The 13,618-nt window shown below is 68.9% G+C and carries 10 protein-coding genes; 3 read left to right on the top strand and 7 right to left on the bottom strand.

Annotated elements, in window-relative coordinates; genetic code table 11:
• Positions 1-261: 261 nt before the first annotated feature.
• From ACZ5EF_RS00330 to ACZ5EF_RS00310, 5 genes are all read right to left on the bottom strand, one after another.
• The gene (locus tag ACZ5EF_RS00330) at positions 262-3,138 is read right to left on the bottom strand and encodes an FAD-binding and (Fe-S)-binding domain-containing protein (protein ID WP_346062198.1); all 2,877 of its coding nucleotides are present in this window, start codon (positions 3,136-3,138) and stop codon (positions 262-264) included.
• A gap of 10 nt (positions 3,139-3,148) precedes the next feature.
• Positions 3,149-4,861 (bottom strand): L-lactate permease, encoded by a 1,713-nt coding sequence (locus ACZ5EF_RS00325; protein ID WP_346062197.1) that lies wholly within the window; start codon positions 4,859-4,861, stop codon positions 3,149-3,151.
• 98 nt (positions 4,862-4,959) lie between these two features.
• The gene (locus ACZ5EF_RS00320; RefSeq protein ID WP_346062196.1) at positions 4,960-5,613 is read right to left on the bottom strand and encodes a LutC/YkgG family protein; all 654 of its coding nucleotides are present in this window, start codon (positions 5,611-5,613) and stop codon (positions 4,960-4,962) included.
• Positions 5,610-7,061 (bottom strand): LutB/LldF family L-lactate oxidation iron-sulfur protein, encoded by a 1,452-nt coding sequence (locus ACZ5EF_RS00315; RefSeq protein WP_346062195.1) that lies wholly within the window; start codon positions 7,059-7,061, stop codon positions 5,610-5,612. The genes ACZ5EF_RS00320 and ACZ5EF_RS00315 overlap by 4 nt, the downstream gene beginning before the upstream one ends.
• The gene (locus tag ACZ5EF_RS00310) at positions 7,058-7,816 is read right to left on the bottom strand and encodes a (Fe-S)-binding protein (protein WP_346062194.1); all 759 of its coding nucleotides are present in this window, start codon (positions 7,814-7,816) and stop codon (positions 7,058-7,060) included. Before ACZ5EF_RS00310 ends, ACZ5EF_RS00315 begins: the two co-directional genes overlap by 4 nt.
• Positions 7,817-8,100: 284 nt before the next feature.
• Between ACZ5EF_RS00310 and ACZ5EF_RS00305 the strand changes: the two genes are divergently transcribed.
• Genes ACZ5EF_RS00305 through ACZ5EF_RS00295 form a run of 3 tightly spaced genes read left to right on the top strand, consistent with a single transcriptional unit; the run spans position 8,101 to position 12,123 of the window.
• A complete protein-coding gene (locus ACZ5EF_RS00305; RefSeq protein WP_346062193.1) occupies positions 8,101-8,868 on the top strand; it encodes an FCD domain-containing protein in 768 nt (255 codons plus the stop codon).
• Complete coding sequence (locus tag ACZ5EF_RS00300) at positions 8,865-10,760, top strand: sensor histidine kinase (protein WP_346062192.1); 1,896 nt, start codon at positions 8,865-8,867, stop codon at positions 10,758-10,760. The genes ACZ5EF_RS00305 and ACZ5EF_RS00300 overlap by 4 nt, the downstream gene beginning before the upstream one ends.
• Positions 10,753-12,123 (top strand): sigma-54-dependent transcriptional regulator, encoded by a 1,371-nt coding sequence (locus ACZ5EF_RS00295; RefSeq protein ID WP_346062191.1) that lies wholly within the window; start codon positions 10,753-10,755, stop codon positions 12,121-12,123. The genes ACZ5EF_RS00300 and ACZ5EF_RS00295 overlap by 8 nt, the downstream gene beginning before the upstream one ends.
• Positions 12,124-12,300: 177 nt before the next feature.
• Here ACZ5EF_RS00295 and ACZ5EF_RS00290 read toward each other — a convergent pair whose 3' ends face one another.
• Together ACZ5EF_RS00290 and ACZ5EF_RS00285 are read right to left on the bottom strand one after the other, a co-directional pair.
• Positions 12,301-12,981 (bottom strand): metal-dependent hydrolase, encoded by a 681-nt coding sequence (locus tag ACZ5EF_RS00290; RefSeq protein ID WP_346062190.1) that lies wholly within the window; start codon positions 12,979-12,981, stop codon positions 12,301-12,303.
• Between the two features lie 76 nt (positions 12,982-13,057).
• Positions 13,058-13,594, bottom strand: a complete 537-nt coding sequence (locus ACZ5EF_RS00285; protein WP_346062189.1) for a gamma carbonic anhydrase family protein — start codon at positions 13,592-13,594, stop codon at positions 13,058-13,060.
• Positions 13,595-13,618: the final 24 nt, after the last annotated feature.

The raw sequence follows: 13,618 nt of genomic DNA, 5'->3' as shown, positions 1-13,618 counted from the left end.
CCTGCTCGGCGACCCCGAGGCGGACTGCGAAGCAGCGACCTGCGGTCATCCGAGCCGGCGACGGGCCGGTCGGTGTGGCGATGCATTCTACCGCATCCGGCCGTTCTGTCAATCTCGATTTTCGCGAGAGGGTTTCGAAAACCCCAACAGAAACAAGCACTTTTGCCACTCATTGCCGCTGGCCACGATGTCCGTCGCCGGCAGCGGATGCGTACTTTACGGATTAACCCGCGCCCCTGCAAGGACTTTGGTAAAAAACTTTCAGCCGGCCTCGGCGCCGCCTCCCGTACGCGGACGGCTGGCCCGATCCAGGAGCGACAGGATCGAGCGATAAGGGATGCCGCCATGCTGACTCAGCCCGATCTCGCAGGTGCGGGAATTGGAATACCCCGCTTCGCAGCCCTCGACCTGTTCCGCCAAACCGGTCAATGCCGAGGCATTGAGCTCCGGCACCGTGAAGCCCTTGTCGCCGGCGAAGCCGCAGCAGCCGATACCCTCCGGCACCACCACCTCAGTGGCACAGGCCCGGGCCAGGGCGGCGAACTTGTCGGCGAGGCCCATGCGGGTGCTGGAGCAGGTCACATGCAGGGCGACACGCTCGGCCAGCGGAACGATATCGAGGCGCGGCAACAGATGATCATGGGCGAAGGCCACCGGCTCCAGCAGCGCGAGCCGGGCATCGAGACTCTCTTGCATGCGCAGGGTGCAGGGACTGGTATCGCAGAGCACCGGGTAGCGCCCGTTCTGGCTGGCGGCCAGCAGCTCCCGGTTGAGCTCCCTCGCCTTATGGGCCGCCTCCTCGAACTGGCCCTTGGACTGGAAGGCCATCCCGCAGCAGAGGTGACCCGGAATCGCCGGAATGATCGCCTCGAAGCCGGCCTTCTCCAACACTGCCAAAGTGATCTCCATCACCGAACGCGACTCCTCGTCACCATGGGTGGCGCCGAAGACCCGGGTGGCGCAGGAGGGTAGATAGACGACCTTGTCACGCCCCCGCTCCTTGCCGGCGGCGGCCTTGAGCACGCGGATCGGTGCCGCCTTGGGCAGGCTCGGGAGCCACAGCGGCAGGCGCTCGCCGGAGACACGCCGCGCGGCGCGACCGAAGGCCGCCATGGCGGCCTCTCCCAGGACGGCGCGACCGCCGCCGGCCAGGTTGAGCAGCCCCCGAGCCACCCGGGTCGTGCCGGAGAAGTGATGCCCGAGTCGCCGCGCCAGCCGCGCCTGCCCCTGACTATCCTCATGACGCAGGGCGCGCACCAGGTCCCCGGTATTGATCCCCACCGGGCACTGGGTGGCACAGAGCCCATCGGCGGCACAGGTCTCCACGCCGTCATACTGGTAGGCCCGGCGCAGCGTCTCCAGGCGTGCCTCGTCACGCGATTCCCCCTGGGCCTCGAGACGCGCCAACTCGCGGCGGATCACGATGCGCTGGCGAGGCGTCAGGGTCAGGTGCTTCGACGGGCAGACCGATTCGCAGAAGCCGCACTCGATGCACTTGTCGACCAGGGCATCCGCCGCCGGCAGCGGCTTGAGGTTCTGCAGGTGCAGCTCGGCGTTGCGGCTCAGGATCACCTCGGGGTTGAGCAGGTTATCGGGGTCGAAGAGCGCCTTGATCTCCCACATCAGCGCATAGGCATCGCTGCCCCATTCCAGCTCCACATAGGGCGCCATATTGCGTCCGGTGCCGTGCTCCGCCTTGAGGGAGCCGCCATACTCCACGCCCACCAACTGGGCCACCTCATCCATCAGCGCCTGGTAGCGCTCCACCTCGCCGGGCTTCTCGAAGCCCTGGGGGAAGACGAAATGCAGATTTCCCTCCAGGGCATGACCGAAGAGGATGGTGTCGCCATAGCCGTGGCGCCGGAAGGCGGCGGTCAGGGCTGCCACCCCCTCGTCGAGGCGCTCGATGGGGAAGGCCACGTCCTCGATCACCACGGTGGTGCCGGTCTCGCGCACCGCCCCCACCGCCGGGAAGAGGCCCTTGCGGATCTTCCAGTAGCCGGCGTAGGTGTCGGCGTCGCGGGTAAAGGTCAGCGGCTCCAGGGTGCGAATCCCCTCCAGGGCGGCCTGCACCTCGGCCAGCCGCGCCTGGAGTTCCGCCTCGCTGTCGCCACGCACATCGATCAGCAGGGCCGCCGCCCCCTCGGGGAGGCCACGCAGCGACTCCGGCATGCCGGGCCGGTCCTGCACCGAGCGCAGGGCGGCATGATCCATCAGCTCCACCGCCGCCACCGGCGTGCGCTTCAGGGCGATGGTGGCGCGACAGGTGGTGGCCATATCGGGAAAGAAGGCCAGCGCCGCCGCCTTGTGCGCCTCGTCCACCACGCTGCGGTAGGTGATGGCGGCGATAAAGCCGAGGGTCCCCTCGGAGCCGATCATCAGGTGCTTGAGGATCTCGATGCCATCGGCATGGTCCACCAGGCTATTGAGGGCATAGCCGGTGGTGTTCTTGAGCCGATACTTGTGGCGGATCTTCTCCGCCAGCTCGCCATTGGCGCGGGTCTCGGCGGCCAGCCCCGCGAGGCCCGCCAGCAGCTCGCCATGACTCTCGCGGAAGGCCGCCACGCTGGCGGCATCGGCGGTGTCCAGCAGGGTGCCGTCGGCCAGGATCACGCGGATATCGCGCACCGTACGGTAGCTGTTCTGGGCGGTGCCGCAGCACATCCCCGAGGCGTTGTTGGCGGCGATCCCGCCGATCATGCAGCTATTGATGGAGGCCGGGTCGGGGCCGATCTTGCGCCCGTAGGGCGCCAGCAGCCGATTGGCCCGGGCGCCGATCACCCCGGGCTCGAGGCGAATCGCCGCGCCCTCTTCCAGCACCTCGGCGCCCTGCCAGCCGCGCCCCAGCTGGATCAGTACCGAGTCGGTAATGGCCTGGCCAGAGAGCGAGGTGCCGGCGGCACGAAAGGTCACCGGCAGCCGCCGGGCACGACACTCGCCGAGTACCCGCTGCAGCTCCGCCTCGTCTTCCACCCGCACCACCAGTTGGGGAATCAGCCGATAGAAGCTGGCATCGGTGCCATAGGCCAGGGTGCGCAAGGGGTCATGGATCAGCCGCGCCTCGGGAAAGTGGGGGCGCAGGGCCCCCAGCAGTTCCCGGTAGGCCGGCGCCAGGGTCTCCACGGCTGTCGTCTGCATCGTCACTCTCCTATCCGCCAATCAGGCCACCCACCAGGGGATCCAGGCCGCTCGCCAGGCCCACCGCCAGCAGCGCCAGGATACCCGAGGCGAGCAGGTAATAGGCGGTGGGAATCACCGTCAGGCGCAGCACGCGCCCCTCGCGTCCCAGTAGCCCCACGGTAGCGGAGGCGGCCACCACATTATGGATGGCGATCATGTTGCCGGCGGCGGCGCCCACCGCCTGCATGGCCACCAGCAGCACGCCGGAGACACCCAGCAGCTCGCCGACACTGAACTGGAACTGGGAGAGCATCAGGTTGGAGACGGTATTGGAGCCGGCGATAAAGGCCCCCAGGGCGCCCACGCTGGAGGCGAACAGCGGGTAGACCTGGCCCACGGCCCCGGAGACCAGCTCCGCCATGGCCACCGGCATGGAGGGCAGGTCGGCGGCGTTGACCCCGGAATTGATCAGGATGCGCACCATGGGAATGGTGAAGATCAGCACGAAGCCGGCGCCCAGCAGGGTCCGCGATGACTCGCCCAGGGCGGCACGCAGCTCGTTGAGGCGCATGCGATGCAGCAGGAAGGTGGCCAGCACCACCAGCACCATGATGCCGCCGGGGAGGTAGAGGGGTTGAATGCTGCCGGAGACCCCCGCCTCGCCGAGGATATCGTTCCAGCCGAAGGCCAGGAAACTGGTGAAGAAGGCCTTGGCTTCCGGGAAGACCCGGGAGACCACCAGCAGCAGCGCCAGCAGCAGGTAGGGGAGCCAGGCCAGCACCAGGGACATCGGCGACTTGCCGGTCAGGCTATCCAGCTTGATCTCGATATTGCCCATCCAGGCCGCGGGCCACTCGCTGGCCGGGGCGAAGTCCCACTGGGTCTTGGGCAGCAGGAAGCCGGCCTTGGCGGCGGGCAGCACGATGGCCATGCCCACCAGGGCGCCGATCATCGACGGGAACTCGGGGCCCAGGAAGACCCCGGCGGCGGCATAGGGCACCACGAAGGCGAGGCCGGCGAAGAGCGCGAAGGGCGCCATGGCCAGCCCTTCCTTCCAGGAGCGATTACGACCGAAGAAGCGGGTCAGCATCATGCACATCAGCAGCGGCATCAGGATGCCCACCAGGGCATGGGTGATCGCCACCCCGGAGGTAATCAACTGGTAGAAGACCTCCCAGCTGGAGCCCTCGGCGATGAGGCGCTCGCCGATGGCGGCGCGATCCAGGCCACCGCTGACCCCCACCACGATGGGCGTGCCCACGGCGCCGAAGGAGACCGGCGTGGACTGGATCATCATGCCGATCATCACCGCCCCCATGGCCGGGAAGCCCAGCGCCACCAGCAAGGGCGCGGCCACCGCCGCCGGGGTACCGAAGCCCGAGGCGCCCTCGATAAAGCAGCCGAACAGCCAGGCGACGATGATCGCCTGGACCCGGCGGTCGGGGCTGATCGACGAGAAGCCGCCGCGGATGGCGGTGATCGCCCCGGAGTGCTTGAGGGTGTTGAGCAGCAGGATGGCGCCGAAGATGATCCACAGGATCGCCGCGGTGAGGATCAGCCCCTGCAGCGCCGAGGCGGTGACCCGCAGCGGGCTCATCTCCCAGGCGAACAGGGCGATGGCCACGGTGGCCAGCAGCACCACCGGCATGGCGCGCCGGGCCGGCCAGTTGAGGCCCACCAGCAGGACCCCGGCCAGGGCCAGGGGGGCGAAGGCGAGTAGCGAGAGTAGCGTGTCGTTCATTGAGGTTCTCCCCGGGGCGCGGCGGCGAGCGGAGCGCAGGGGGCCCCGGGAGGCGCCGCCGGCGCCCCCTCTTTGTTATTGCTGTGGTTGATATGACGCTAGTGGCGCAACAGCACCACCAGTTCTCGGGGTCCGTGAACCCCATAGGCCAGGGTCTGCTCGATATCCGCGGTCTTGCTGGGCCCGGAGATCAGCAGCGCATTGGTGGGCAGGCCCTCCGCCCAGTCGTGGCGCTCCATCGCCTCGAAGAGGGTGTCTTCGATCGCCTCGGCATCCAGCACGGCGATATGGATCGGCGGCACCAGGCTCAGCAGCCGCGGCTCGTCCGGGGTCGGCCAGAGCCACAGGCTGCCGGTCTCGGCGACGCCCCCGCCGGTGGAGGTCAGGCCCGCTTCCGTCTGGAAGAAGAGCTCCTCCCGCCAGGCGTCCACCGGGCGGTCGGCGTCGACCAAAGTGACCTCGGCCTCGGCCAGGGCGGCGCGGGCCTCGGCGGCGACCGGGTGAGCCCGCCCCAGGGCCAGGCGCCGGATGCCCTTGTCGGCCAGCACCCGGGCCAAGGCCTGGGTCCAGTCGGCCCGGGGGGTGTGAATCACCTCGCCATGCACCGAGGTGATCCAGGCCTCGAAGCGACGCAGGCGCTCCTCCCGGCTCCAGCCGCGCCCGCCCATCACCGCGAAGTCGCTGACGGGGGGCGTCAGGGGGCCGTCGAGGCGCTGACGCAGCCGCCCCAGGATGGTCTCTCGAGCACTCATGACTGCCCCTCCTCGTCGGTGGTCGAGCGGTGACGCTTGATCAGGGCATGCAGGGAGTGCCGGGCGGGCTTGGGGGCGACCCGATGGTCGCTCCAGGGCCCCAGCCTGCTGGGCGTCAGGGACCCCAGCCTGCCGGCCACCCCCGCGGCGCCGCGCCAGGCGGCGGGGTGCGTCGCCAGCCACTGCCAGGCCTTCCAGGCGGCGGCCTCCGTCCTGGTGCGCTTGCTCCCGGCGCCGGGCACGTTGCCGCGCCCCTCCCCCACCGCCTCCCGGCGCAGCCGGGTCAGCAGGTCGGGAATCGGGATCTTCACCGGGCACACCTCGCCGCAGGCGCCACACAGGCTGGAGGCGGTGGGCAGGTCCTTGGTGGCCTCCAGGCCCATCAGGTGCGGCATCAGGATGCTGCCGATGGGACCGGGGTAGGTGGTGCCATAGCTATGGCCGCCGACCCGGGTATAGACCGGACAGTGGTTCATGCAGGCGCCGCAGCGGATGCAACGCAGGGTGTCGAGCAGCTCGTCGTCCTGATAGATGGCGGAGCGACCGTTATCGACCAGCACCAGGTGGACCTCCTCCGGCCCGTCCTGCTCGTCGGACTTCCGCGGCCCGGAGATCATGTTGAGGTAGGTGGTGGCGTGCTGGCCGGTGGCGGAGCGGGTCAGCAGCGCATAGAGGGGCGCCACGTCGCGCAGCTGCTCCACCACCTTCTCGATGCCGGTGACGGCGATATGCACCGGCGGCACCGTGGTGGTCATGCGCCCATTGCCCTCGTTCTCCACCAGGCACAGGGTGCCGGTCTCGGCCACCGCGAAGTTGACCCCGGTGATGCCCACGTCGGCGGCCATGAAGCGCTCGCGCAGCTGGGCCCGAGCGGCGGCGGTCATGGCGTCCACGTCGCGGGTGCGCGGGATGCCGGTCTTGTCGTGCATGACGTCGGCGATCTCGTCGGTATTGAGGTGGATCGCCGGCATGATGATATGCGAGGGGGTCTGGTCGTTGAGCTGCACCAGGTACTCGCCCAGGTCCGACTCCAGGGCCTCGATCCCCGCCGCCTCCAGGTGGGCATTGAGGTGCATCTCCTCGGTGACCATCGACTTGCCCTTGATCACTGCCTTGGCGCCCCGCGCCTCGCAGAGCTCGCGGATCAGCCGGCAGGCGGCCTCGCCATCCTCGGCCCAGTGCACCCGAATGCCGTTGGCCTGGCAGTTGGCCTCGAGCCGCTCCAGCAGCGTCGGCAGTTGAGCCAGGGCGCGCAGGCGCACGCTGGCCCCCAGCTCGCGCAGCCGCTCCAGCTCCCAGTCGGCGAAGGCCTCGCGGCGCTTGCCCATCAGGCCATCCATGGCACCGCGGAAGTTGGCGCGGATCTGCGGATTGCCCAGGGCATCATGGGCCTGGCGGTGAAAGGCCTGGGGCCTGAAGGTTTGCACACCGGGGGTCTCGAGGCTCATTTGCCGACCCTCCGCCACAGATAGGAGGCGATATGCTCGCCCTCGACCGAGGAGTCACGGTGGGCGAGCCGCCCGGCGATATTCATCAGGCAGCCACAGTCGGAGGTGACGAAGCGCTCGGCCCCGGCCGCCTCGATGGCGCGACTCTTGTCCTCGACCATGGCCGCCGAGACCTCCGGGTGACGCACCGCGAAGGTGCCGCCGAAGCCGCAGCACTCGGCGGCGCGCTCCTGCTCCACCAGGGTCACCCGGCCCAGTCGGGCGAGCAGCGCCGGCCCGGTCTCCGCCAGCCCCATCTCGCGCCGGGCGCTGCAGGAGGTGTGCATGGCCACCGTCTCCGGAGCGCCGCGATCCTCCAGCTCGAGATGGCAGACATGCACCAGGAACTCGGTCAGCTCGAAGACTCGCCCCGCCAGCTCATTGGCCTTGGCCTCGAGGGGCGTGCCGGCAAACAGCTTGGGGTAGTGGTGGCGCAGCATGCCGCCGCAGGAGCCGGACGGCACCACGATGGGCCAGGGCTCGGGGAAGAGGTCGAGCTGGGCCGCGGCCACGGCGCGGGCCTCGTCCTGATACCCCGAGGTATAGGCGGGCTGGCCACAGCAGGTCTGATCCTCGGGGAAATCCACCGCGATGCCCTCCCGTTCCAGCAGGCGCACGGCATCGAGGCCCGCCTCGGGGAAGAACAGGTCGACCAGGCAGGTGCCGAAGAGGTAGACCCTCGGCGGCTTGGGGGGATAACACTTGATGGGGGTCATGGCGTCTCCTGGGGCAGGATGCATGGTCACCGCCCTCGAAGGTTAAATTGGTAAAACCAATTTACAGCTAGCGTTGAGGCACCTTAAAAGGCCGCCAAATACCGTGTCAAACACCGTCGCCCAATTTACCACTTATTGACGCCTAGACTTTAGTAGAAGCCTCGGTGCCGGCCTTATAAGCCAATGAAAATAGAGAAAAAGTCCAGGCGTCCCGAGTTTGCCTCGAGACGGGGGGATGCCTTAGAATTGGTATTACCAATTGTAACATTGCCGCGCAGGACGCCATGACCTACCAGACCGTCAAACAGCCCCGCCTCGCCGACGTGATCACCGAACGGCTGGAGTCGATGATCATCGAAGGTAGCCTCACTCCCGGCCAGCGCCTGCCCCCGGAGCGCGAGCTGGCGGAGCGTTTCGGTGTCTCCCGCCCCTCCCTGCGCGAGGCGATCCAGAAACTCGCCGCCCGCGGCCTGCTGACCAGCCGCCAGGGCGGCGGCACCTTCGTCACCCAGGAGCTCAACACCCGCTACAGCGACCCCTTGCTGGAGATGCTGGCCCGCCACCAGGAGTTTCACCTCGACCTGCTGGAGTTCCGCGATGCCATGGAGGGGCTCTCCGCCTACTATGCGGCGCTGCGCTCCACCCCCGCCGACAAGGAACTGCTGGTGCAGCGCTTCGAGGAGCTCGAGGCCAGCTATGCCGGTCGCGACCCGGAGCAGGAGGCCAAGGCGGATGCCGCCTTCCACTTGGCGATCGCCGAGTCCGCCCACAATGTGCTGCTGCTGCACACCATTCGCGGCATCTTCCATCTGCTGGAGAAGAGCATCGTCGACAACCTGGCCTACCTGTTCGAGAAGCCCGACTCGCGACCGCGGCTGATGGAGCAGCACCGCGCCCTGCTCGAGGCGATCCTCGCCGGCGACGCCGAACAGGCCCGGGAGCGCGCCCATGAGCACCTGGTGTTCGTCGAGGAGGGCCTGCTGGAGCTGGAGCGCGCCGAGACCCGGGCCCAGCGCGCCCTGCGTCGCGCCCAGAGCCACGCCGCCCCATGACACGCCGCGGTCTGCGCCTGGCCCTGGCGCTGCTGATCCTGCTGGGCCTGGCCCTGGTGATCTGGCCGGCGACCCAGGTGGCCCGGGAACAGGCCCTGGATCGCCTGCAGGAGGAGGCCGACAACGAGCTGCGCCTCTCGGTGGCGGGGCTGCGCGGTCACCTCTCCCGCCACGACTACCTGCCCCAGCTGCTCGCCTCCCGGGAGCCGGTGCAGCGCTTCCTGAGCGCTCCCGAGGAGCGTCGCGCCCAGGCCATCAACGTGCTGCTGGATGGCTTCCGGGCCATCGCCGAGGTTTCCGATGTCTACCTGCTGGACCGCCACGCCGACACCCTGGCGGCCAGCAACTGGCACCGCCCCGACACCTTTATCGGCCAGAACTACGCCTTCCGCCGCTACTATCGGGACGCCATCGCCGGCCGCGAGGGACGCTTCTACGGCCTGGGCGTGCTGTCCCGGGAACGGGGTTACTATTTCTCGGCGCCGGTATGGCTCCCCGATGACGAGACCGAGCCCGCCGGCGTCATGGTGGTCAAGGTATTGCTGGATGCCCAGGAGAGCGCCTGGGCCGAGCAGCAGGCGGAGCTGCTGGTGGTGGATGGCCAGGGCATTATCTTCATGGCCAGCCGACCGGAGCTACGCCTGGCGGCCCTGCACCCGCTGAGCGACGCCGAACGCCAGCGACTGCTGGCCACCCGCCGCTACGCCGACGAGCCCCTGGCCCCCTCGGGCCTGCGACAGCTGGAGCGCCGCGGCGAGCATGGCGACCTGGTGACCTTCGATCGTGGCCCACTCGACGGCCAGACCTTCCTGCGCCAGGCAAGGCCCCTGGCGGAGCTGGGCTGGGAGATGCATATCCTCAAGCCGCTGACGCCGGTGCAGGCCGCCCAGTGGCAGGCCGCCCTGCTGGCCGGCGGCCTCTACGGCATCCTGGTGCTGGGCACCGGCGTGGGCTGGCAGCGACAGCGCCTGCGCCGCCAGCGGGAGCACTTCGCCGAGCGCGAGCGCCAGACCCTGGCCCGGGCCCGGGACGAGCTGGAGCGCAACGTGGCGCGCCGCACCCATGACTTGGTGGAGACCAATCGCCGCCTCTCCGACGAAATCGAAGAACGCCGCCGTGCCGAGGAAACCCTGCGCCAGACCCAGGACGAGCTGATCCAGGCCGCCAAGCTGGCCCTGCTGGGCCAACTGGCCGCCGGCATCAATCACGAACTCAACCAGCCCCTGGCGGCGGTACGCTCCTACGCCGAGAATGCCCGCGCCTTCCTGGCGCGCCAGCAGGCCGAACGCGCCGATGCCAACCTGGCCGAGATCGTCGAGCTCACCGGACGCATGGCGGAGATCAGCGCCCAGCTCAAGCAGTTCTCCCGCAAGAGCGGCGACCAACTGACCAGCGTCTCGGTGGGCGACTGCTTCGGCTATGCCCTGCGCCTCTACCGGGCCCGCCTCGACCAGGATGGCGTGACGGTGGAGCGGCGCTGGCCCGAGGCGCCGGTCTGGGTGCGCGCCGACCTGGTGCGCCTGGAGCAGGTGCTGGTCAACCTGATCGGCAATGCCCTCCAGGCCATGGCCCAGACGCCGTCGCCGCGGCTGATCCTGGGCATCGACGCCCAGGACGACGAGGTGCGTATCGAGGTGGCGGACAACGGCCCCGGCATCCCGGAGACGAACCTGGCACGGATCTTCGAGCCCTTCTTCACCACCAAGTCGATCGGCACCGGCCTGGGGCTGGGACTGTCGATCTCCTCGCGGATCATCGCCGACCTGGGCGGTCGCCTGCAGGCCGAGAACTTGCCCGAGGGCGGCGCCCGCTTCACCATTCGCCTGCCCCGGGACCGATCCCCGGAGGTGCCCGAGCCCCATGCCACCCAGGAGCGACACTCCCATGGATAGCGCCGATGCCCCGCCGGTCCTGATCATCGACGACGAGCCCCACCTGCGCATCACCACCGGCCAGACCCTGGAGCTGGCCGGCTACGAGCCCCGGGCCCACGAGAGCGCCGAGTCGGCCCTGGCCGCCCTGCCCGAGGACTTCCCCGGGGTGGTGATCAGCGATATCCGCATGCCCGGCATGGACGGCATGGCGCTGCTCGCCGAGATCCGCCAGCGCGACCCGGACCTGCCGGTGATCCTGATCACCGGCCACGGCGATATCTCCACCGCCGTGGAGGCGATGCGCCAGGGGGCCTGGGACTTCCTGGAGAAGCCCTTCGCCGGCGAGCGCCTGGTGGAGATGGTGCGCCGCGGCATCGACAAGCGCCGCCTGAGCCTGGAGAACCGCCGCCTCAAGGCCGAGCTCGAGGCCCAGCAGGGTGCCCCGGGGCCACGCCTGGTGGGGCGTACCCCGGCCATGCAGCAGCTGGCCGCCATGGTGCAACGCATCAGTCGGGTCGAGGCGGACGTGCTGCTGTTCGGCGAGACCGGGACCGGCAAGGACCTGGTGGCCCGGGCCCTGCACGCCCGCAGCGCCCGGGGCGAGGGCCCCTTCGTGGCCATCAACTGCGGCGCGGTGCCGGAGAGCATCATCGAGTCGGAGCTGTTCGGCCACGAGAAGGGCGCCTTTACCGGCGCCATGGAGCGCCGCATCGGCAAGTTCGAGTATGCCAACGGCGGCACCGTCTTCCTCGACGAGATCGAATCCATGCCCCTGGCGTTGCAGGTCAAGCTGCTGCGGGTGCTCCAGGAGCGCTGCATCGAGCGCCTCGGCGCCAACGAGCCGGTGACCCTGGATATTCGCGTGATCGCCGCCACCAAGGTGGACCTCAGGGCCGCCGCCGAGGCCGGCGATTTCCGCGAGGACCTCTACTACCGCCTCAATGTGGTGACCCTGCCGATCCCGCCGCTGCGCGAGCGCCGCGAGGATATCCCTTTGCTCTTCCAGCACTTCGCCCTGGTGGCCGGAAACCGCAGCGACCTGGAGGCCCCGCCCCTGGATGCCGCCGGCATCTCGACCCTGCTGGCCCACGACTGGCCCGGCAATGTGCGCGAGCTGCGCAACCTGGCGGAGCGCTATGTGCTGCTGGGCGCCGCCTACGACTACCGCCTCGAGGCCCTGCTGGAGGGCGCCACCCCGGACAACGGCGGCCTGCCTCTGCCCCAGCAGGTCGAGTTGTTCGAGAAAAGCCTGATCAGCCAGGCGCTGATCAGCCAGCGGGGCAATGTGCCCGGCGCCTGCGAGCAGTTGGGCCTGCCCCGGAAAACGCTTTACGACAAATTAAAGAAGTACGGGCTACGCGCCGATGAATACCGCCATTGAGAGGGGGGAACCATCGCAGTTAGGTTGAGGCCCGGGGCTACCCTGGGGGCAGGTCTTCGCGGGGCGCGGTAAACCCCTCCCTGGGCGCTACCGATGCCATCCCTGGCATAGGACCCCCGCTCTGCCCTGCCCCCAGCGCCCCTTAGCCATTCCAGCAGCGGTGCCCCTGAAAAGTAGCTACTGCCAGCGCGGTAGCAGATAAGCGCCCTGACCCAGCAGCTCCATCAGCGAGGGCCAGGGGGGCAGCCAGGGCAGTAGCCCCACCGCCAGCAGCAGCATCAGCGCCGAATTGCCCGGCTCGCGCAGGTCACAGAGCTTCAGGGCCGAGCCGAAGGAGCGCTTGATGCGCGCCCCCACCAGGTCGACGCTGTAGAGCTCGTCCAGCAGCAGATGAATCACGCAGCCCAGTAACAGCGCCAGCCCCTGGGCCCAGGCCAGGCCCGCCTCCTGGGCCAGCAGCCGGTAGCTCAGGGCCGTGGTCACCAGGCCGCACAACCCCGCCGCCAGCAGCGAGTGCCAGATACCGCGATGCACGGTAAAGCGCTTGAAGACGCCGCCGGCCAGGTGGCGCACCCCCACATAGAGTCCGCCGCAGGCCACCAGCAGCTCGCCGGGGGAGAGTCGCCCCTGCAGCAGCAGGGCACCGCCCACCACCGCCAGCACGGCAAACAGATTGAAGATCAGGCGGATGGCCCGGGAGTGATCGGAGTCGATATCCGGCAGGATGCCGCCGAAGGCCACCAGGCCCAGCAGCGGCAGGGCCTCCAGGCCCGACCAGAGCCCGGCCTGCCAACCGACGCAGGCACCCAGGGCGCCCAAGGAGCTGGCCACGCCGAGATGGGTATGAAAATTCGCCATGCCGGCGAGAGACTCCCGATAACTGGATAAATAACCAGATTATCGCCCGGCATGACCCGAGAAAACAATCAGTTGCTTACTCTTCCAGATACTGGTCCTTGAGTTTTACATAGTTGCCGGCGCTATAGGCGAAGAAGTGCCGCTCCGCCTCCTTCAGGGGGCGCAGTGCCTTGGCCGGGTTGCCGGCATAGACATGGCCGCTCTCCAGGCGCTTGCCCGGGGTCACCACGGCGCCGGCGGCGATGATCACCTCGTCCTCCACCACGGCGCCATCCATGACGATGGCGCCCATGCCCACCAGGATGCGATTGCCCAGGGTGCAGCCGTGGAGCACCGCCTTGTGGCCGATGGTCACCTCGTCGCCGATGGTCAGCGGATAGCCGCCGGGGTTGTAGTCGCTGGCATGAGTGATATGCAGCACGCTGCCGTCCTGGACGCTGGTGCGCGCGCCGATACGGATGCGGTGCATATCGCCGCGGATCACCGCCATGGGCCATACCGAGCTGTCGTCGCCCAGCACCACATCGCCCACCACCACGCTGGCGGGGTCCACATAGACCCGCTCGCCGAGGCGGGGGGTCAGGCCGCGATGACTACGCAGTGCCTCTTGCATCGTGTCGCTCCCGGGGCGTAATCG

This window comes from Bisbaumannia salifodinae (genome assembly GCF_055388505.1).
This window is presented reverse-complemented; position numbering and strand designations above follow the sequence as displayed.